Annotated in this window: 16 protein-coding genes and 1 tRNA gene; 3 read left to right on the forward strand and 14 right to left on the reverse strand. The window is 61.9% G+C overall.

Features of this window, described 5'->3' with window-relative positions:
- The first annotated feature begins 166 nt into the window (after positions 1 to 166).
- Entirely contained in the window at positions 167 to 1,477 is a 1,311-nt protein-coding gene (locus CLH62_RS10790) for an NAD(P)/FAD-dependent oxidoreductase (RefSeq protein WP_099618162.1), read from the forward strand.
- On the opposite strand, the gene nuoN is transcribed toward CLH62_RS10790, so the two are convergent.
- The 14 genes from nuoN to CLH62_RS10860 all read right to left on the reverse strand — a co-directional run bounded on the left by nuoN (position 1,474) and on the right by CLH62_RS10860 (position 16,613).
- Positions 1,474 to 2,910, reverse strand: coding sequence for an NADH-quinone oxidoreductase subunit NuoN (gene nuoN, locus CLH62_RS10795; RefSeq protein WP_407657782.1), 1,437 nt, complete (start codon positions 2,908 to 2,910; stop codon positions 1,474 to 1,476). The genes CLH62_RS10790 and nuoN overlap by 4 nt on opposite strands.
- Complete coding sequence (gene nuoM / locus CLH62_RS10800; protein WP_099618164.1) at positions 2,907 to 4,445, reverse strand: NADH-quinone oxidoreductase subunit M; 1,539 nt, start codon at positions 4,443 to 4,445, stop codon at positions 2,907 to 2,909. The genes nuoN and nuoM overlap by 4 nt, the downstream gene beginning before the upstream one ends.
- Positions 4,442 to 6,316: an NADH-quinone oxidoreductase subunit L gene (gene nuoL, locus CLH62_RS10805; RefSeq protein WP_407657776.1), complete on the reverse strand. Its 1,875-nt coding sequence runs from the start codon at positions 6,314 to 6,316 to the stop codon at positions 4,442 to 4,444. The genes nuoM and nuoL overlap by 4 nt, the downstream gene beginning before the upstream one ends.
- Positions 6,313 to 6,621: an NADH-quinone oxidoreductase subunit NuoK gene (gene nuoK, locus CLH62_RS10810; RefSeq protein ID WP_099618165.1), complete on the reverse strand. Its 309-nt coding sequence runs from the start codon at positions 6,619 to 6,621 to the stop codon at positions 6,313 to 6,315. The genes nuoL and nuoK overlap by 4 nt, the downstream gene beginning before the upstream one ends.
- Positions 6,621 to 7,139, reverse strand: coding sequence for an NADH-quinone oxidoreductase subunit J (gene nuoJ, locus CLH62_RS10815; RefSeq protein WP_099618166.1), 519 nt, complete (start codon positions 7,137 to 7,139; stop codon positions 6,621 to 6,623). The genes nuoK and nuoJ overlap by 1 nt, the downstream gene beginning before the upstream one ends.
- Positions 7,140 to 7,157: 18 nt before the next feature.
- Entirely contained in the window at positions 7,158 to 7,727 is a 570-nt protein-coding gene (gene nuoI / locus CLH62_RS10820) for an NADH-quinone oxidoreductase subunit NuoI (RefSeq protein WP_099618167.1), read from the reverse strand.
- A 19-nt stretch (positions 7,728 to 7,746) separates the two neighbouring features.
- Positions 7,747 to 8,724: an NADH-quinone oxidoreductase subunit NuoH gene (gene nuoH / locus CLH62_RS10825; protein ID WP_099618168.1), complete on the reverse strand. Its 978-nt coding sequence runs from the start codon at positions 8,722 to 8,724 to the stop codon at positions 7,747 to 7,749.
- Positions 8,721 to 11,477 carry an NADH-quinone oxidoreductase subunit NuoG gene (nuoG, locus tag CLH62_RS10830; RefSeq protein WP_099618169.1) on the reverse strand — a complete coding sequence of 919 codons (2,757 nt, stop codon included), beginning with the start codon at positions 11,475 to 11,477 and terminating at the stop codon, positions 8,721 to 8,723. The genes nuoH and nuoG overlap by 4 nt, the downstream gene beginning before the upstream one ends.
- A 38-nt stretch (positions 11,478 to 11,515) precedes the next feature.
- Positions 11,516 to 12,886, reverse strand: coding sequence for an NADH-quinone oxidoreductase subunit NuoF (gene nuoF, locus CLH62_RS10835; RefSeq protein ID WP_099618170.1), 1,371 nt, complete (start codon positions 12,884 to 12,886; stop codon positions 11,516 to 11,518).
- On the reverse strand, positions 12,883 to 13,401 hold the full coding sequence (nuoE, locus tag CLH62_RS10840) for an NADH-quinone oxidoreductase subunit NuoE (RefSeq protein WP_407657777.1): 519 nt from the start codon (positions 13,399 to 13,401) through the stop codon (positions 12,883 to 12,885). The genes nuoF and nuoE overlap by 4 nt, the downstream gene beginning before the upstream one ends.
- Positions 13,401 to 15,155 (reverse strand): NADH-quinone oxidoreductase subunit C/D, encoded by a 1,755-nt coding sequence (gene nuoC, locus CLH62_RS10845; RefSeq protein ID WP_099618171.1) that lies wholly within the window; start codon positions 15,153 to 15,155, stop codon positions 13,401 to 13,403. Before nuoC ends, nuoE begins: the two co-directional genes overlap by 1 nt.
- A 50-nt stretch (positions 15,156 to 15,205) precedes the next feature.
- Positions 15,206 to 15,883, reverse strand: coding sequence for a NuoB/complex I 20 kDa subunit family protein (locus tag CLH62_RS10850; RefSeq protein WP_099618172.1), 678 nt, complete (start codon positions 15,881 to 15,883; stop codon positions 15,206 to 15,208).
- Positions 15,884 to 15,960: 77 nt separating this feature from the next.
- A complete protein-coding gene (gene ndhC, locus CLH62_RS10855) occupies positions 15,961 to 16,371 on the reverse strand; it encodes an NADH-quinone oxidoreductase subunit A (protein WP_099618173.1) in 411 nt (136 codons plus the stop codon).
- Between the two features lie 168 nt (positions 16,372 to 16,539).
- Positions 16,540 to 16,613: transfer RNA gene (locus tag CLH62_RS10860), tRNA-Gly, on the reverse strand.
- 71 nt (positions 16,614 to 16,684) lie between these two features.
- On the opposite strand from CLH62_RS10860, the gene CLH62_RS10865 reads away from it, so the two are divergent.
- Positions 16,685 to 18,418, forward strand: a complete 1,734-nt coding sequence (locus CLH62_RS10865; RefSeq protein ID WP_099618174.1) for a potassium/proton antiporter — start codon at positions 16,685 to 16,687, stop codon at positions 18,416 to 18,418.
- 78 nt (positions 18,419 to 18,496) lie between these two features.
- Complete coding sequence (locus tag CLH62_RS10870; protein ID WP_099618175.1) at positions 18,497 to 19,060, forward strand: L,D-transpeptidase family protein; 564 nt, start codon at positions 18,497 to 18,499, stop codon at positions 19,058 to 19,060.
- Positions 19,061 to 19,070 lie beyond the last annotated feature (10 nt).

A 19,070-nucleotide genomic window follows, 5' to 3' on the forward strand; every position in this document is an offset into this window, starting at 1 on the left:
TTCCGGAGAATTGTGCCGGCCACCCTCCCGCGTTAGTATTTATGCAGCCAGCATGGCAATATTAGCACCCTACCTTTTTTTGCGGTTCCTGACGGTTCCCAGTGAGGACAGCCAAGCGTTTTCCCGGAAGAGCGCTTGGCTTTCTTCACTTACAGGTCTGATTGTTATGGACAACCTTCATCATATCGTTGTAGTCGGTGGCGGCGCCGGTGGTCTTGAACTGGTTACCAGCCTTGGCAATAAACTTGGGAAGAAACGCAAAGCCCGAGTCACACTGGTGGATTCCGGGCTGACCCATGTCTGGAAGCCCCTGCTGCACGAAGTCGCCTCCGGTTCCCTGGACGCGAACGCCAACGAAATCAACTACCGCGCCCATGCCAGCAAGCATCACTACGAATTCCAGCTCGGCCGGATGAGCGGGCTGGACCGCGCCGCCAAAAGGCTGGTCATTGCCCCGTTTCGCGACGAGGAAGGCGCGGAAGTGGTACCGGAAAGGCACATCAGCTACGACACCCTGGTGATCGCCGTGGGCAGTACCGCCAACGATTTCGGCACCCCCGGCGCCCAGGGCAACTGCCTGTTTCTTGACAGCCTGAAACAGGCCCGCCGGTTCCACAACCTTATGCTCAACGCCTTCCTGCGCAAGAATCACGAGGCACTGCAAGGTGAAGACCACACCCTGAACATCAGTATTATCGGCGCTGGCGCCACCGGGGTGGAACTGGCGGCAGAACTTCGCCTGGCGTCCCGGGAGTTGCCGGTATATGGAATGAATCACCTGCAGGCCTCAGATGTCTCGATCAGTGTGATCGAAGCCGCTGACCGCATCCTGCCGGCCCTGCCAGCCCGGCTTTCGGCCGCGGCCACGCGTGAACTGGAGCATCAGAAGGTACAGGTACTCACTGGCCAGCCGGTCAGCGAGGTCCGGGAGGCCAGCATTGTGATGAAGGATGGTACCGAGCTGCCCTCCGAGATGACCATCTGGGCGGCTGGCATCAAGGCCCCGGCCTTCCTGGCCGAGCTGGACGGCCTGGAGGTCAACCGAAGCAACCAGTTGGTGGTGGAGCAGACCTTGCAGACTACCCAGGACACCAATATCTTCGCCATGGGTGACTGCGCCGCCTGCCCACAACCGGATTCCGACAGGCCAGTGCCACCCCGGGCCCAGGCCGCCCACCAGCAGGCCACCACCCTGTTCAAGACCCTGTGCAACCGGCTGGAGAAAGGCGAGGCTGTGCCCTTCGTCTACAACGATCACGGCTCACTGATCAATTTCAGCCGCTATACCACCGTTGGCAATCTCATGGGCAACCTGTCCGGTCGCAGTATGTACATTGAAGGCAAGGTCGCGCGCCTGTTCTATCTGTCGCTCTACCGGATGCATCAGGTCGCGCTGCACGGCATGCTGCGGACCGGCATCATCTGGCTGATGGACCGGATCAGCCGGGCCATGCACCCCAGGCTCAAGCTGCACTAACCCATGCTGAGCTGCCGGACCCAGTCGATCATGGGCGCCGGGTAAACACCCAGCAGGAGTATCGCCACCGCCAGGGCCATCAGGGTGATTCCGCCAAGGCGGCTGCCCCAATCGTTGGTCACGTCCCGCCGACGCATGCCAGGCTCTGGCAGGTACAGGGTGACCATTACCCGCAGGTAGTAATACAGACCGATGGCACTGCCTGCGACGATCCCCCCGACCAGCCACCAGCGGCTGTCCGCCACGCCCAGGGCAATCACGTAAAACTTGCCGATAAACCCGGCGGTTAAGGGAATACCCGCCAGGGACAGGAAACTGACAGTCATCACGGCTGCCAGGTAGGGCCTCCGCCAGAACAGGCCGCGATACAAGGGCAGGCCGTCCGCATCCTCGCCCCGGAACGGGCTAGATACCAGGGTGACCACACCGAAGGCCGCCAGGGTGGTCACCAGGTAGGTGATCAGGTAAACCCCGGTGGTTTCCATGGCCAGGGTGTTGCCCGCCACGATAGCCACCAGCAGATACCCGAAATGGGCGATGGAGGAATAACCCAGCAGCCGTTTGAGATTGGCCTGGAACAGGGCCAGAAGATTACCTCCGAGCATGGTCAGCAGCGCCAGCACCGTGACCAGTGTCTGCAGCCATTCACTGCTGAACACAGGCGCCGCAAGCACCAGGCGCAGGAGCACCACAAACACCGCCAGTTTGCTGACGGTGGCGAGAAAGATGGTGGCCGGTGCCGGGCCACCCTGGTAGACGTCCGGCGTCCACAGGTGAAAGGGCACCACCGAGAGTTTGAAGCCCAGCCCCACCACCATCAGCGCAGCGCCAGCGAGCATCCAGGCATCCGGAGCATCGACCAATGCACCGGTCAGGCCCGCCAGATCCAGATAACCCGTGCGGGCATAGATCAGCGCCATGCCGAACAGCAGGAAGGCGGTGGCAGCCGCAGAGAGCAGCAGGTATTTGATCCCCGCCTCCAGTGAACGTTCGGCGCGAAAACTGTAGGCCAGCATGCCGTACAAGGGCATGGACAGCAGCTCCAGGCTGATAAACAGCATCGCCAGATGATCGCTGGCCACCAGTGCCAGGGCGCCCGCCGTCGCACACAGCAGCAGCAGGTAAAACTCTTCCCGTGGGCCGATGTAACCGGTCAGGTAATGATGGCTCAGGATTACCGTCACCAGAGCCGACAGCAGAATCAGCGCGCCCGCCATCACTGCCAGCCCATCCACCTGCATCAGTGGCGGCGAGCTCGCCGCTGGATAAGTCAGGGGCAGGACCAGCAGAGCGACAACCAGTCCCGCCGCCGACACCAGGGCAGTACCCGCGTGATGTCGCTGCCAGGCAATCCAGAGCATGGCCACCACGGCCGTGGAACCGACAATGATCAGGGGCAATAACGTGAGAAGGTGGGCAGCCGTCAGCATCAGCGCACCTCCCCGGATAACTCAACCAGCCGGTCACCGGCACCATCGGCAAAGAGTTCAGCAACGGTCGCGGCCAGGCCGGCGGTGGTATCCAGCAGGGGCTGGGGATAGAGTCCGACCAGAAGCACCAGGGCCAACAGCGTCAGCATCATGAAATACTCTCGCCAGTCCGGCCCCGGCAGCGAACCCTCCCGGTACACTGGCCCGAAGTGCACCCGCTGCATCAGGATCAGGGAATAAATGGCGGCCAACACCAGCCCGGCACTGGCAATCACCACGACCACCGGGGCGGTCGGGAAGGTGCCGAACAGGATCATGAACTCCCCAACAAAATTCGCCGTGGCTGGCATGCCCAGGGAGGCGGCGACAAAAAACAGCGTGAAGCCCGGAAGGGACGGTATCCGGCCCCAGAGACCGCCCATGGTGCGCATATCCCGGGTATGGATGCGTTCATACAACTGCCCGCTCAGAATAAACAGTCCGGCCGAGGAGAAGGCGTGGGCCACCATCAATACGACGGCTCCCTGAATCGCCAGTTCCGAGCCGGAATAAATGGCAATCAGCACGAAGCCCATGTGGGAAATGCTGGTGTAGGCGATCAGCCGCTTGATGTCCTGCTGGCCACACGCCAGCACCGCGCCGTAGATGATACTGACCAGGCCGAGGGTCATAGCCACCGGGGCAAACTCAGCGGATTCCTCCGGGAACAGCGGCAGACCGAAGCGCAGCATGCCGTAAGCGGCCGTTTTCAGGAGAATGCCCGCCAGATCGACACTGCCGGCAGTGGGTGCCTGGGCATGGGCATCGGGCAACCAGCCGTGCAGGGGCACCACTGGCAGCTTGACCGCAAACGCGACGAAGAACCCGAGCATCAGCCAGGGCGCGATGGCCTCCGGTACCTCTGCCTGGCGCAGGACCTCGTAGCTGAATGACAGCTGGCCGGTATTTCCGAAGTGGATAAACACCAGGGCCAGGATCGCCACCAGCATCAGCAGGCCACTGGCCTGAGTGTAGATAAAGAAGCGGGTGGCGGCGCGAATCCGGGTCTGGCCGGCGGAGCCGCTGTGTCCCCAGAGCGCGATCAGGAAATACATGGGCACCAGCATCATTTCCCAGAACAGGAAGAACAGAAACAGATCCAGCGCCAGGAAAACACCCACGACCCCACCAAGAATCCATAACAAATTGAGGTGAAAGAAACCGATGCGATGGCCGATCTCGTGCCAGGAACACAGGACCGCGAGGGCACCGAGAAAACCCGTGAGGGCCACCAGGATCAGCGACAGGCCATCCATGGCGAGATGGATCTCGATGCCAAACCGGGGAATCCAGGGCGCACGCCACTCCAGCAGCCACTGATACTGCCCCCCTTGGGGCAGGACAAAGTCACCGGTGATCCAGAGCCACAGGCTGATCACCAGCACAAACAGCATGGTCGCCAGGGCAATCCAGCGCGGTGCCTGTTCGCCCCAGCGGTCGGCCTGCCAGCACAGCAGGCCACCCAGGAACGGAATCAGGATCAGCCAGACCAGGATCATGAAACACCTCCCGGGCCAATGGCCAGAGCCAGCAGAATCACGGTCGCGCCCAGGATCATAACGGTCGCGTAGCTCCGCATCCGGCCGTTCTGGGCGCGCACCAGACCGCCATTCAGAAGCCGGGCCAGGAGTGCAAGAAGGTTGACCGTCAGATTCACCAGGTCGTGCCGCAGCATCCTGACCAGAAACTGCCAGGGCCGCACCAGTAGCCGATCATATAAGGCATCGAAACCCCAGGCCCGGTGCCAGAGTGACCACAGCACTGCGCCTGGCCCCTGGCTGACCTTTTGACGCAACCACCCGGCCCGCGACAGAAACAGCCAGCCTGCCACGGCCAGGCCGGCAATCACGGTGCCGATGGCCAGTACCTGAATCAGGGTATGGCCAGTCTCCGCGCTGGCCCCGGGTGGCGACGGGAAGAGACTCTCCAGATGCGGGTACAGCCAGGCGCCCACGAAGGTAGACAGTACTGCCAGCACTCCCAGAGGCAGGTGATGGGTCAACAGGTGAGTGCCCGGCTCGGCGTTCCGGGCCTTGTCGCTGCCACATTCGCCATGGAAGGTGCCGAGTATCAGCCGCACTGTGTACAGGCAGGTCAGGAACGCGCCCAGAAGGCCGGCCAACAACAGGCCATTGTGACCCGAAGCCATGGCCTGCCAGAGAATTTCATCCTTGCTGTAGAAGCCTGCGGTCACCAGAGGCAGCGCCACCAGGGCTGCACCACCTACTAGGAAACCGCCATAGGCCACCGGCAGGCGCTTTCTCAGCCCGCCCAGATTGGCCATCTCCTGCTCGTGGTGGCAACTGGTGATCACGGCACCAGCCGACAGGAACAACAGCGCCTTGAAGAAGGCGTGGGTAACCAGATGGAAAATAGCGGCATCAAACGCCCCGACGCCAAGGGCCAGAAACATGTAACCGATCTGGCTCATGGTGGAAAAGGCCAGTATCCGCTTGATGTCGGTCTGGGCCAGGGCGGCAAACGCCGCCAGCAACAGAGAGACAGCGCCGATCACACCGACCAGCCACAGGACATCCGGTGCCAGCAGGAAAAGCCCGTTCAGGCGCGCAATCAGGTAGACCCCGGCGGTCACCATGGTAGCCGCATGAATCAGTGCCGATACCGGAGTGGGGCCGGCCATGGCGTCTGGCAACCAGGTATGCAGCGGCACCTGGGCGGACTTGCCCAGGGCACCGCCAAGCACCAGCAACGCAACAAGAGCGGCGGTGGGATCACCCGGTGCCCAGACCTCGGAGGCCCGCGCCATTACCTGCTGGATATCCAGGGTGCCCAGCTCCCGGAAGATCAGGAACAGACCCAGGGCCAGAAACACATCACCAATCCGGGTCACCACAAACGCCTTGAACGCGGCCCGGCCATTGGCACTGTTCTGGTAGTAGTAGCCAATCAGCAGGTAACTGCACAGACCGACACCTTCCCAGCCCAGGAACAGCAGCAGGAGATTATCCCCGAGTACCAGGAGCAGCATGCTGAAAACGAACAGGTTCATCCAGGCATAGAACCGGGTGATTCCGGCCTCTCCCGCCATATACCAGGCCGCGAACAGATGAATGAAAAACCCAACGCCGGTAATGACTGCCATCATCACCAGGGCCAGGCCATCGACAGCCAGACCAATGGTGGGTTTGAACGCTCCGGCTTCAATCCAGGTCCAGAGCGTGAAACGAACCGCTCCGTCACCGCCACCGTAGATTGCAATTGCCCAGGCCGTCGCCAGGGCCGCCAGGCCGACGCTGGCAACGCCCACCACGGTGCCCACCCGAGGCCCCAGACGACCGCCGGAGAGCGCCAGCACCAGGGTCCCGAGCAGGGGAAAAGTAAATGACAGGGTAACCAGCAATTCCATCATCCGCGCATCCTGCTGACCAGGTCCAGGTTCAGGGACCGTACCCGCTGGTAAAGCTGGATCATCAGCGCCAGGCCCACGGCTGCTTCGGCAGCGGCCAGGGTGATGACCAGCAGGAACATGGCCTGGCCATCCGCCTGGTTCCAGGCCGTGGCGCCGACCACAAAGGCCAGCGCCGCCGCGTTCAGCATCACCTCAAGGCTCATCAGCACAAACAGCATGTTACGTCGTACCATCAGGCCCGCCAGACCCAATACAAACAGAATGGCGGCCAGAATCAGGCCGTGCTCCATGGGAATACCCGCCATCAGGAACCACTCCTTTGCCGCAATGGGTTCGATCGGCGCCCCACATGGGAGGCTGTCACCAGCGCCCCCAGCAACAGCAGGCCCGCCAGCTCCACAACCATGAGCCAGGGCCCGAACAGAGTCAGTCCCACCGTCCGTGCCGTCAGCAGATCCCCATCAATGGCCCGCGCCATGTCGCCGCCGGCGAGCAGATACACCAGCACCCCCAGCAGCGCCAGGGCCAGCATCGAGGGACCGATCCAGTGACGGGGGTGGCGCCAGCCCTCGGCATCGTTGTCGTCGTCCTCTCCGAGGTTGAGTATCATCACCACAAAAACGAACAGGACCATGATGGCGCCGGCGTAAACGATGATCTCCAGGGCTCCGGCAAACGGTGCTCCCAGGGCGAAGAACACCAGGGCCACTGCAATCAGCGACACGATGAGATAGACCACGGCATGGACCGGGTTTCTGCCGGTGATCACACCCACCGTGGCCAGTATCGCCACCAGACCACTCAGATAAAATGCCAGCTCCATGGGTCTTCTCCTCCTGATCTATGGCAACAGTGAACGTACGTCCACCGGTTCCTCTTCATTCAGTGCCTGGCCCTTGTCCTTGCCACCGATGGCCATCCCCGCCACCTTGTAGAAGTGGTAATCATGATCCTTGCCCGGACCATTGATCAGCAGGTCTTCCTTCTCGTACACCAGTTGCTGCCGGTCGTATTCCGCCATCTCGAAATCCGGTGTCAGCTGGATCGCCGAGGTGGGACAGGCTTCCTCACACATGCCGCAGAAAATGCAGCGGGAGAAATTGATCCGGAAGAATTCCGGGTACCAGCGGCCGTCCTCCTGCTCGCCCTTCTGCAGGGAAATGCAGTCCACCGGGCAGGCCACCGCGCACAGGTTGCAGGCAACGCAGCGCTCCTCGCCGTCCGGATCCCGGGTCAGCACGATCCGGCCCCGGTAACGGGGCGGCAGGTAGACCGCCTCTTCCGGGTAATTGACGGTCTCGCGTTTGCGAAAACTGTGCATGAACACCATGCCCAGGGTGCGCAACTGGCTCCAGGTCGCGGGTACCAGCCAGAACACGGATTTGATAAACGGGACCTTTTCCTTCTCCATAACAGGGTCTTCCTCAGGCTTACGGGCCAACCAGCAGCAGTACCGCGCCGGTTGCCAGCAGATTGATCAGGGTCAGGGGCAGACACACCTTCCAGCCGAAGCTCATTACCCGGTCATAGCGGGGCCGCGGCAGCGAGGCCCGCAACAGGATGAACAGCATCAGGAAGAAACCGGTCTTGATCGCAAACCAGAGAATCGGTGGCAGCCAGGGGCCGTGCCAGCCACCGAAGAACAGGGTCACGATGAGAGCGGACACCAGCACCATGCCCACGTACTCACCGATAAAGAACAGGCCGAACTTCATGCCGGAGTATTCAATGTGGTAACCGTCTGCCAGCTCCTGTTCAGCCTCGGGCTGGTCAAAGGGGTGACGGTGGGTGACGGCAATGCCGGCAATCAGAAAGGTGCAGAAGCCGAAAAACTGGGGAATCACAAACCAGAGTCCCTCCTGGGCCGCGACAATCTCACGCATGTTGAACGAGCCGGCCAGAGCCACCACTCCCATCAGCGACAGGCCCATGAACACCTCATAGGAGACGGTCTGGGCTGAAGAACGGATGGCGCCGAGCAGTGCGTACTTGTTGCCACTGGCCCAGCCCCCGAGTAACACCGCGTAGACGTTGATCCCGGCCATCGCCAGGAAAAACAGCAGCCCGATATGCAGGTCCGCGATGCCCCAGCCAGGGGTAATGGGAATGATGATGAACGACAGCAGCAGGGAGGCAAAGGCAATGACCGGCGCCAGTACAAACAGGGGTCTGTCTGCGAACGGCGGAATCCAGTCCTCCTTGAAAAAAATCTTGATCATGTCCGCCACCAGCTGCAGGGTGCCAAACGGCCCGACCCGGTTGGGCCCGTAGCGGTCCTGCCATAGCCCGAGCAGGCGCCGTTCCACGATGGTCAGGGCGGCCCCGAGCAGGACTGCGCCCAACAGGATCACCAGGGCCTGGAACATGCCCCAGAGAATGGCCTGCAGTTCGGGGCTCAGCCAGCTCATGGTTGCACCTCCTCACCGGGGCCAGGCGTCGACCCCGGCCCGGCGCTCAGTGTCACCCGGCCACAGGCAATCCCCGCCGGGGCGCTACCCGCTGGCAGACCCACCAGGCCGGAGGGCCAGCCGGTTTGCACGCAGGCTGGAAGCGTGACACAGGCCTGCTCGCCGGTCACCGTGACCAAGCCGCCCAGCTCCGCGCCCAGTCGCGTGGCGTCGGCTTCCGATAGCAGTAGCGCAGGGCGCTCCATGCGCTGGCGAATAGGTTCGGCCAGAGCAGAGGTCTCTTCTCCGCCAAACAGGCGCGGCAATACGAGAGCCTGACAGCCCTCACCGGAGGGCCCGAAGGCGTCGGGGATCGCCGAGACGTAGTGATACTGCCCGGGCTGCGGAACCAGCAACCGGATGCCGGGATCACCGCCGCGCAAATGGCCACCCACCTCATCGGTGAACTTGTTCCAGGCCTGGGGCGAATTCCAGCCCGGCGCCCAGGCAAACGGCACCTGTTGTCGTGGCTCCCGGTAGCCGCTGTAGCCCTCCATGGAAAACGCGAAGGCGGTATCCGGGTCCTGGGGCGCCCGTGGTTCACTGACATTCTGATTGGCCCGCATGGAAGTGCGGCCACTGTACCGGTGCGGTTCCCGGGCCAGCCGGAGTCCCTCAACCCGATATCCGGCGCTTGGTGCGGCGTCCAACATCGGTGCCAGATCAGGAAAGGCGCTGGCACAGGCCCCGGTGACCTGATCCAGGGTGACCTCCCCGGAACCGGCGTTCTTTTCCCGGGCTGACAGCGCGTGCAGCCAGCGCCAGCTCTCATGGATCCGGGCCTCCGGCCGCATATAGGCCGGGTCGAAAACCTGGAAAAAGCGCTGGGCCCGTCCCTCCAGGCTGACCAGCGTGCCATCCGCTTCAGCAAAGGTGGCGGCCGGTAATACGAAGGTGGCGTGTTCCAGGGTGCGGGTGCGCTGGTGATCCACCACAACCCGAACCTCTGCGCGCTCAAGAGCCGCATCGACCCGGCTATCCGGCAGGCGCTGGTACAGGTCGTTTTCGAGAATCACCACGGCGTCGGCTTCTCCGCCGGACAGCTGATCCAGCGCCCAGTCCAGGGTCTGGCCCCCCATCAGGGACAACCCCGTGCTGTTCACTTCCCGGCGTACCAGTATCAGACCAGCCCTGGACGCGCGCCGGGCCAGCGCCCGGGCAATGTTCCCCACCGCATCCAGCACAGCGGGCGAAGCCAGTGAGCCACCACTGACCACCAGAGGGCGATCCGCATTCATGAGTGTCCGGGCGATTTCCCCGGCCCGCTTCCGAAGATCGTCGGCAAGGTCCGGAACCGCCGGTGCCGATGCATCAATGGCATGAGCGACCGCAAAGCCCAGCCGGGCAATGTCATCGGGTGCCAGGGACAGCCTGGCCCGGGCGATTTCGTCCAGTTCGGTGGCTGCGGGGTAGGCAATGAACAGCGGCTGGCGATGATCCTGGGCCAGGGTTTTCATGGCTTCGGCGTTCCAGCCAGGAATCCCCAGCTTCGCCGCCCGTTCCGCCGGCGGGGCAGTAATCGCCTGGCGAATGGACAGGCCCAGCCGGGCCGCGCTTTCCATGGGGTCTTCTCCAAGCACCAGCACTGCATCGTGCTCCTCGACCTCCCGAAGCGTGGGCACGGACAGGCCACAGCTGCGGGTGATGTCATTCATACGCACCAGGCAGTCCTGTTCCCGCGCTTCGATTCCGGTCGAGAAATTTGCCGGGCCCACCAGCTCCCGGAGCTGGTAATTGCTCTCCAGGCTGGCCCGGGGTGAGCCGATGCCGATCACCCGGCGGGCGTGTTTGAGGGCATCGCCAATACGGGCCAGTGCCGCATCCACCTCGAGTTCTGCCGGCGGGTCGCCAGGGTTCGGCCGCCACTCCGGCACCCGGGGCCGGTCGTTGCGGTTCACATAGCCGTAGCCAAACCGACCCAGATCGCAGAGGAAATAACCGTTGATGTCTCCGTGATAGCGGTTTTCAATCCGGCGGATATCCCCATAGCGCTCGCCCGGGCTGATATTGCAGCCCATGGCGCACTGGTGACAGATGCCCGGCGCGAATTGCAGGTCCCATTTACGGGTGTAGTGATCGGAATGGCTCTGATCGGTGAACACGCCGGTCGGGCAGACCTCGGTCAGGTTGCCGGCAAACCGGCTTTCCAGGGTGCCTTCCTCATAGCGCCCGAAATAGATGTTGTCCTTGGCCCCGAAGGCTCCCAGGTCGGTTCCGCCAGCGTAGTCATTGTAAAAGCGTACACAGCGATAGCATGTAATACAGCGGTTCATCTCATGGGCGATGAACGGCCCGAGGTACTGGTTACGGCGGGTGCGTTTGCGGAACCGGTAACGACGGCGGTCGTGCCCGGTCATTACGGTCATATCCTGCAGATGGCAATGACCGCCTTCTTCACACACGGGGCAGTCGTGGGGGTGATTGATCATCAGCCACTCCACCACGCTGGCACGGAACGCCCGGGCTTCCTCATCCTCGATATCAATCCGGGTCTGATCCGCGGCGGGCGTCATGCAGGACATCACCAGCATGCCCTTGTCGTCGTCCTCGTTCTTGTACTGGCGCACGGCACACTGACGGCAGGCCCCGACACTGCCCATGGCCGGGTGCCAGCAGAAGTAGGGGATGTCCAGGCCCAGGGACAGGCAGGCCTGGAGCAGGTTGTCTGCACCGTTGACTTCGTAGCTCTGGCCGTCCACATGAATGGTTGCCATGGTGCCGGTTTACTCCCTGTTGCCCGTCGGTTGCCGGTTCATACTTGCCCCACCGGAATCGGATCCGCGTGGGCCTTGCCCTTCGGGTAATGAACGCCCTGCTCGAATTCGTGCCGGAAATGCCGGAGGGCGGTCTGCAGCGGCATGGCCGCGCCCGGGGCATGGGCACAAAAGGTCAGCCCCGGGCCACAGTCCGCCGCAAGTTTGTCCAGCAGTTCGACATCGCCTGCCTCGCCTTCGCCCCGCTCCAGGCCCAGTAACAGTTTCACCGTCCAGGGCAGGCCGTCCCGGCAGGGCGTGCACCAGCCGCAGGACTCCCGGGCGAAAAACTCCTCCAGATTGCGCATTAGCGAGACCAGGCTCTGGTCCTCGGTGACGACCGTAATGAGGCCGGTCCCGAGGCGGCTGCCCTCCTTGCCCACGGTGTCAAAATCCAGCGGCAGCTCCAGATGCTCCGGCAACAGAAAGCCGGTACTGGCGCCGCCGGGGAGCCAGGCCTTGAGTTTTCGGCCGTCGCGCAGGCCTTCGGCCCGGTCCAGAATCTCCTGGCCGGTAGTGCCGATGGGCAGTTCCCAGAGCCCGGGCCGGTTGACCAGACCCGACGCGCCGTAAAGTTTGGTGCCGCCATCCTTGGTGCGACCTCCGGACAACCCCTGGTACCAGTCGGCGCCGAGCAACATCACGGCAGGCACGTTGCACAGGGTTTCCACGTTGTTGACCACCGTGGGTTTGCCCCAGGCCCCGGACTGGCCGGGAAACGGCGGCTTGGCTCTGGGGTTGGCCCGGTGCCCCTCCAGGGAGTTGAGCAGTGCGGTTTCCTCGCCGCAGATGTAGCGCCCTGCACCGGTATGCACCGCGATATCAAAATCGAAGCCGCTGCCGGCGATGTCGGGCCCGAGCCAGCCAGCGTTCCTGGCCTCCGCAAGGGCCTGGGTCAAAACCCGGGCGGATTCCACGTACTCACCCCGCAAAAAGATGTAGCCGTAGCGGGCGTTGTTGGCGAACGCCGCCAGAATCATGCCCTCGATCAACAGGTGAGGCTGCTGCTCCATGAGCAAACGATCCTTGAAAGTGCCTGGCTCCATCTCATCGGCGTTGCAGACGATATACCCCCGGGGCATGTCGCCGCCCTGCATGGTCAGGCTCCATTTCAGCCCGGCGGAGAACCCCGCTCCACCCCGGCCACGAACGTTGGCCTCTTTCATAACGGCGATCACCGACTGGGGGTCGTGGGCGCTCAGGACCTGACTGACCGCGCAGTAGCCTTCCTTCGATTCGTAGTCTTTCAGATCCACCACCTGACCATCATCCCGGAGCCGCCAGGTCAGCGGGTGGGTGTCCGGCTGTCGCTCCGAAGCTGGCTGCAGCAGTCGGCTCCGGTACACGGGAGACTGGCGCTGGCTGGTCACGAATAGTCCTCCAACAGGCCGGGGAGCTCGTCGGCGCCCACCGGCCCGTAGACATCGTCATCAATCATCATGGCCGGGCCGCCATCACAGGCGCCCAGGCAACACACCGGCAGCAGGGTAAAGCGGCCGTCGGCAGTGGTTTGCCCCAGTCCAATGCCCAGCTGATCGCTCAGGGCCTGGTGGAGTTGGTCGAACCCGGTCAGAAAACAGGAACTGGAGTCGCAAACCAGGATCACATGGCGGCCGACCGGCTGACGGAAAATCAGGCTGTAGAAGGTGGCCACTCCCTCAACACTGGCCGGGCCCACCCCCAGCACCCTGGCAATGGCCGGAATGGCTCCATCGGGCACCCAGCCATGGCGGCGCTGGACAATTTTCAGGGCCTCGATGCAGGCCGCCTGGGGCTGTTCGTAATGACCGGCCTCCTCACGCATCGCGGCCTCGTCCTCTGGGTGCAGTCGGAACCCGTCAGTGGCCAGGGTCTGCTGGTTTGAAGGCTGTGTCTGTTTCATCATCAGCGGTCCACGTCAGCCATAACAAAATCGATGCTGCCCAGATGGGCGATCAGGTCCGGCACGAAGCCGCCCCGCATGACACTCGGAATCTGCTGCAGGTGTGGGAAACTCGGCGTCCGGATCCGGGTCCGGTAACTCATGGTGCTGCCATCACTGGTCAGGTAATAACTGTTGATGCCCTTGGTAGCCTCCACCATCTGCATCGATTCCTGGGGCTTGAGTACCGGCCCCCAGGACACCTGCAGAAAATGGGTAATGAGAGTTTCAATGTGCTCCAGCATCCGCTCCCGGGGCGGCGGGGTGGTGAGCGGATGATCCGCTTTGAAGTCGCCGGACGGCATGTGATTCACACACTGCTGGATAATCCGCAGGCTCTGGCGCATTTCCTCTATACGGAGCTGGCCACGGTCGAAAACATCGCCGTGCTCACCCAACGGCACCTCGAATTCGAAGTTATCGTAGCCGGAGTAAGGGCGCTGTTTGCGCAGGTCGAAATTGCAGCCTGTGGCTCGAAGATTCGGGCCGGTGACCCCCCAGGCGATGGCCTCGGCGGTATCAAAGGCCGCCACATTAACGGTCCGCTCCCGCACCAGGGCGTTCTCCATCATCGCCCGCTCATACTCACGCAACCGCGGCGGCATCCAGTCCAGGAACTCCTGGACCAGTTTTTCCCAGCCCACGGGTAAATCCTGCATCACTCCGCCAATGCGGTACCAGGCCGGGTGCATGCGAAAGCCGGTGATACCCTCGATCACCTTATAGGCCCGCTGCCGGTCACTGAAGGTGAAGAACACCGGCGTCATGGCCCCAAGGTCCTGCAGGTAGGTACCCAGGAACAGCAGATGACTGGTGATCCGGAACATTTCGGCCATCATCACCCGAATCGTCTTCACCCGGTCTGGCACCTCAATGCCCGCCAGCTTTTCCACCGCCAGCACATAGGGCAGGTTATTCATCACTCCGCCGGTGTAGTCGATGCGGTCGGTATAGGGAATAAAGCTGTGCCAGGACTGGCGTTCGGCCATTTTTTCCGCGCCCCGGTGGTGGTAGCCGATGTCCGGCACGCAGTCGACAACTTCCTCACCATCCAGTTGCAGCACAATACGGAAGGCGCCGTGGGCGGAGGGATGGTTCGGTCCCAGGTTCAGGAACATGAACTCGGCACCTTCCCGTTCCCGCGCCATGCCCCAGGCTTCCGGCACGAACCTCAGGGCTTCCTGCTCCTTTGCCTGACCTTTCACGGTCAGCGTGTAGGGATCGAACTCGGTCGCACGGGCAGGGTAATCCTTGCGCAGCGGGTGACCGGTCCAGGTTGGAGGCATCAGGAGTCGTTCCAGGTGGGGATGGCCGGAAAATCCTATCCCGAACATGTCCCACACCTCACGCTCGTACCAGTTCGCGGCCGGGAACACACCGGTGGCTGTGGGCACACTAAGGTCGTCTTCGCTCAGGGCCACCTTCAGCATGATGTCCCGATTCCGGGTAATCGACATCAGCTGGTAGAAAACGGTGAAATCCGAAGCCGGCAGGCCGTGGCGGTGGCCGCGCAGCCGTTCGTCGATGGCCGACAGGTCGTACAGCAGGTCAAAGGGGGCGTTCAGGCTCTTCAGGTAGCCCAGGACATCGGTCAGAGATTCTCTCATTACCCAGAGCACAGGCATACCGGTACGGGTCTGCTGACAGTGCAGCACACGGTCGCCGAAGTCCCGTTGCAGGGATTCGACAAGTTCGGCTTCGGCGGTGTCTGTGTTCATGCTCGTGGTTTGACTCCTGAATCCAGGTTATGAAACGACGGCGAACAGTTCTACAGCTTGTCTGGCGTCCTCAATTCAGTGGCCTGGATCCGCTGGTCCCGCCACTTTTCCCGCTGGGAGGGCATCTCGGCCCGATAAACCCCCTGATCGCCGACCACCCACGACAGCGGGCGCCGCTCTTCCTGAATCGAATCCTGCAACAACTGAAGGCCCTGCAGGAACGCCTCGGGCCGAGGAGGACATCCGGGCACGTAGACATCCACCGGCAGAAACTTGTCTACCCCCTGGACCACTGAGTAGATGTCGTACATGCCTCCGGAGTTGGCGCAGGAGCCCATGGAAATCACCCACTTGGGCTCCAGCATCTGGTCATAGAGCTGTTGGATAACCGGCGCCATCTTGATGAAACAGGTGCCGGCAATCACCATGAAATCCGCCTGCCTCGGGGACGCCCGGATCACTTCCGAGCCGAAACGGGCAATGTCGTGGGGTGAGGTAAACGCGGTGGTCATTTCCACATAGCAACAGGACAGCCCGAAGTTGTAAGGCCACAAGGAGTTTTTCCGGCCCCAGTTCACCGCCGAATTGAGTACCTCGCTGAGCCTGCCCGTAAACACATTGCGCTCAAGCTGCTGCTTCACCGGGTCCTCGGTTCTTTCCCGGCGGTCAACCGGATAACGGGCGTCGCCCCCCGGCGAACCCTCGGCCCGGGTCAGGGTATAGGCCATGGAAATCCTCCATTGATGCTCACGCAACCCTCTCGATCCTGTCACCCGACGGGCCAGGAGGAGCAGGGGATGACTTGCTAAGAACCGCTTTTGCCTGCCGCCCTGGTTTGCGGGGCCCAGTCAAGGGCGCCGCTACGGCTGTCGTAGATGAGACCGGCCAGCAGGATAAAGATGAACACGGCAGCCCCCCAGAATCCGGTCCAGCCGACATCGCGGATAACAAGGGCCCAGGCAAACAGGAACACCGCCTCGATGTCGAAGATCACGAACAGCATGGCTACCAGGTAGAACTTGACCGAAAAACGCTGACGCGCACTGCCGGCGCCGACAATGCCCGATTCAAAAGGAAGGGATTTGCTGATGCCATGGCTACGCCCGCCCAGAAGACTCGATGCACCCACCATAAAGGCGCAAAGACCCATTACCGCGAGGATAAAAAAGCCGGTAGCCCAATATTCGGCATTGCCATTTTGCACGCTTTCGAACATGGAGTTTCCCCTCAGCGACCTAACAGCCGCCATGCTGGACACCTGTATTAAAAGCTAGCAACGGCCTCCGGATTGCGCAAACTGCAGAGGGCGAAAGGCTCGCAAATGCGCAACCATATGATGCAAAAGATGTTACGGATGATGCAGGGGAGTATGAGAAGATAGAATTGGAGCGGGTGAAGGGAATCGAACCCTCGTATGCAGCTTGGGAAGCTGCCGTTCTACCATTGAACTACACCCGCGAACGCGATGACTGCGAGAGCAATATAAGCGCTCTGCCCGCCCCGGGGCAAGCATTCTGTCTGGAGCATAAATGGACCCCACCCTGACCCTGATTGGCGCCCTGATGCTGGTTATCAGCATCGTGCTCAGCCCGCTTTCCAGCCGGGTGGGCATGCCTGTGCTGCTGATTTTTCTGGTTGTTGGCATGATGATGGGCGAGGACGGCCCGGGCGGAATCGAGTTCGATGATTTTGAACTGGCGTTCGTGATTGCCAATCTGGCACTGGGCGTCATCCTGCTGGATGGCGGCATGCGCACCCGGGCCGAAACTTTCCGGGTCGGTCTGAAGCCCGCCCTCGTGCTGGCGACGCTCGGTGTGGCCATGACAGCTGGCGGTGCTGCGATTGTCGCCTGGTGGGTGTTCGATTTGCACTGGCTGACTGCGCTGCTGATTGGCGCCATCATTTCCTCCACCGATGCCGCCGCCGTATTCTCCCTGCTTCAGGGCCGCGGCCTGCACCTGAACGAGCGGGTCAGTGCCACCCTGGAAATTGAATCCGGCAGCAACGATCCGATGGCCATTTTCCTGACCCTGATGCTGGTTACCCTGATTGCCAACACCGGCGACCAGGCCGGCTGGGCAGCGTTGACCTTGCTGATCAAACAGTTCGGAATCGGCGGTATCGCGGGCATTCTCGGCGGCTTTGCGGTCGTGGAGCTGGCCAACCGCATTCGCCTGACGCCCTCACTCTATCCGTTACTGGTGGCAGCTGCCGGCATTTCGGTGTTTTCCGCCACCAACGCGCTGGGGGGCAGCGGTTTCCTGGCGATTTACCTGGCCGGTGTGGTGATCGGCAATCGCCATGTGCGGATGATGCCGATGATTCTTCAGGTCCACGATGGCCTGGCCTGGCTGGCCCAGCTGTGCCTGTTCCTGATGCTCGGCCTGCTGGTCAATCCGTCCGATCTGATTCCGCTGGCCGGTGGTGGCCTGATACTGGCGCTGGCACTGATTTTTGTGATTCGCCCGCTCACTGTCATGCTCACCCTCTGGCCATTTGCCTTTAATCGGCGGGAGCTGGGATTTATCAGCTGGGTTGGGCTGCGCGGAGCGGTTCCGATCGTTCTCGCACTGTTCCCGATTATCGCGGACCTGCCGGAGGCGCAGCTGGTGTTCCATGCCGCCTTCTTTATCGTCCTTGTTTCCCTGCTGGTTCAGGGCACCACCATGGCGCCCCTGGCCCGCAAACTGCGACTGGAGGTTCCCGCCGGCGAGGACCCTTACCGCCGGCTACCCCTCGATGCCCCTGCGGCGGGTGATCACGAGCTGATGCTCTTCCCCCTGCGCGGTGAGAGCTGGGAGACACCGCGCCGTCTTAGCCAGCTGAGATTCCCGGAGAACACGGCGGTCGCTGGTGTATTCCGGAACCGGGTGTGCCTGCAACCGAAAGGTGATCTGGAAGTGGCCAGTGGCGATATGGTGGCGATGTTCGCCACGCCTGGCGTATTGCCAGAGCTGGGCAAGGCTCTCAGTGGTCGCCATGCCCCCAAATACCTTGCCGAGCGGGCATTCTTCGGTGATTTCGTGCTCAATGGCGATGCCCTGTTGGGAGATGTAGAGCAGGTCTACGGCATCGAATTCGACGAACTGCCCCCGGAACTGTCCCTGGCCGAATGCTTCGCCAGGCGAACCAAGGGGCACCCGGTTGTTGGTGATATCGTAACTCTTGGGCCGGTCACACTGGTTGCCAGGGCCACCAATGCTGACCAGGTGACCAAGGTGGGTCTCAAGATGGACAGTTCACGGGATAGCCAAAAAAGTTAACAAAACCCCTTAACAGATCGCAGGCGGGCTATGATATAACCCGTCTGTACAAAGATTAATCATTGGTAAGTTAACGATATGCTGATTACTCGCGCTGCTTTCTCCGCCCTGGTCCTGTTCTGGCTGACAATGGCACCTCAGGCTGTGGCCACGGAGTTGCTGGCCAAAGCCGACACCCGGATGCCTGCAGAAACCACATACACCCCCGCCGATATCGAGGATGTCAGCAAGGTGGTGGTTCGAAAAAATGAGCGGCGACTGTACCTGATGAATGGCGAAAGGGTGGTGCGCAGTTATCGCATTTCCCTGGGCGACAATCCGGAGGGCCACAAGTTGTACGAGGGTGACGAACGCACTCCTGAAGGCACTTACACCCTGGACTGGCGCAACGCTGAAAGCGATTTCTACAGATCCATCCACATTTCCTACCCCAGCGAGCGGGATCGGGAGCTGGCATCTGCCTGGGGGCTGGATCCCGGTGGCAGCATCATGATTCACGGCTTGCCAAACGGCGAGGAAGACATGGCGTTTGCCTATCGCGGACTGGACTGGACCGACGGCTGCATCGCCGTTACCAATGAAGAGATAGACGAAATCTGGCAACTTGTTTCCAACGGCACTCCGATCAGTATTCATCCCTGAAGCGTCCCTG

This window comes from Marinobacter guineae, from assembly GCF_002744735.1.
Classification (GTDB): domain Bacteria; phylum Pseudomonadota; class Gammaproteobacteria; order Pseudomonadales; family Oleiphilaceae; genus Marinobacter; species Marinobacter guineae.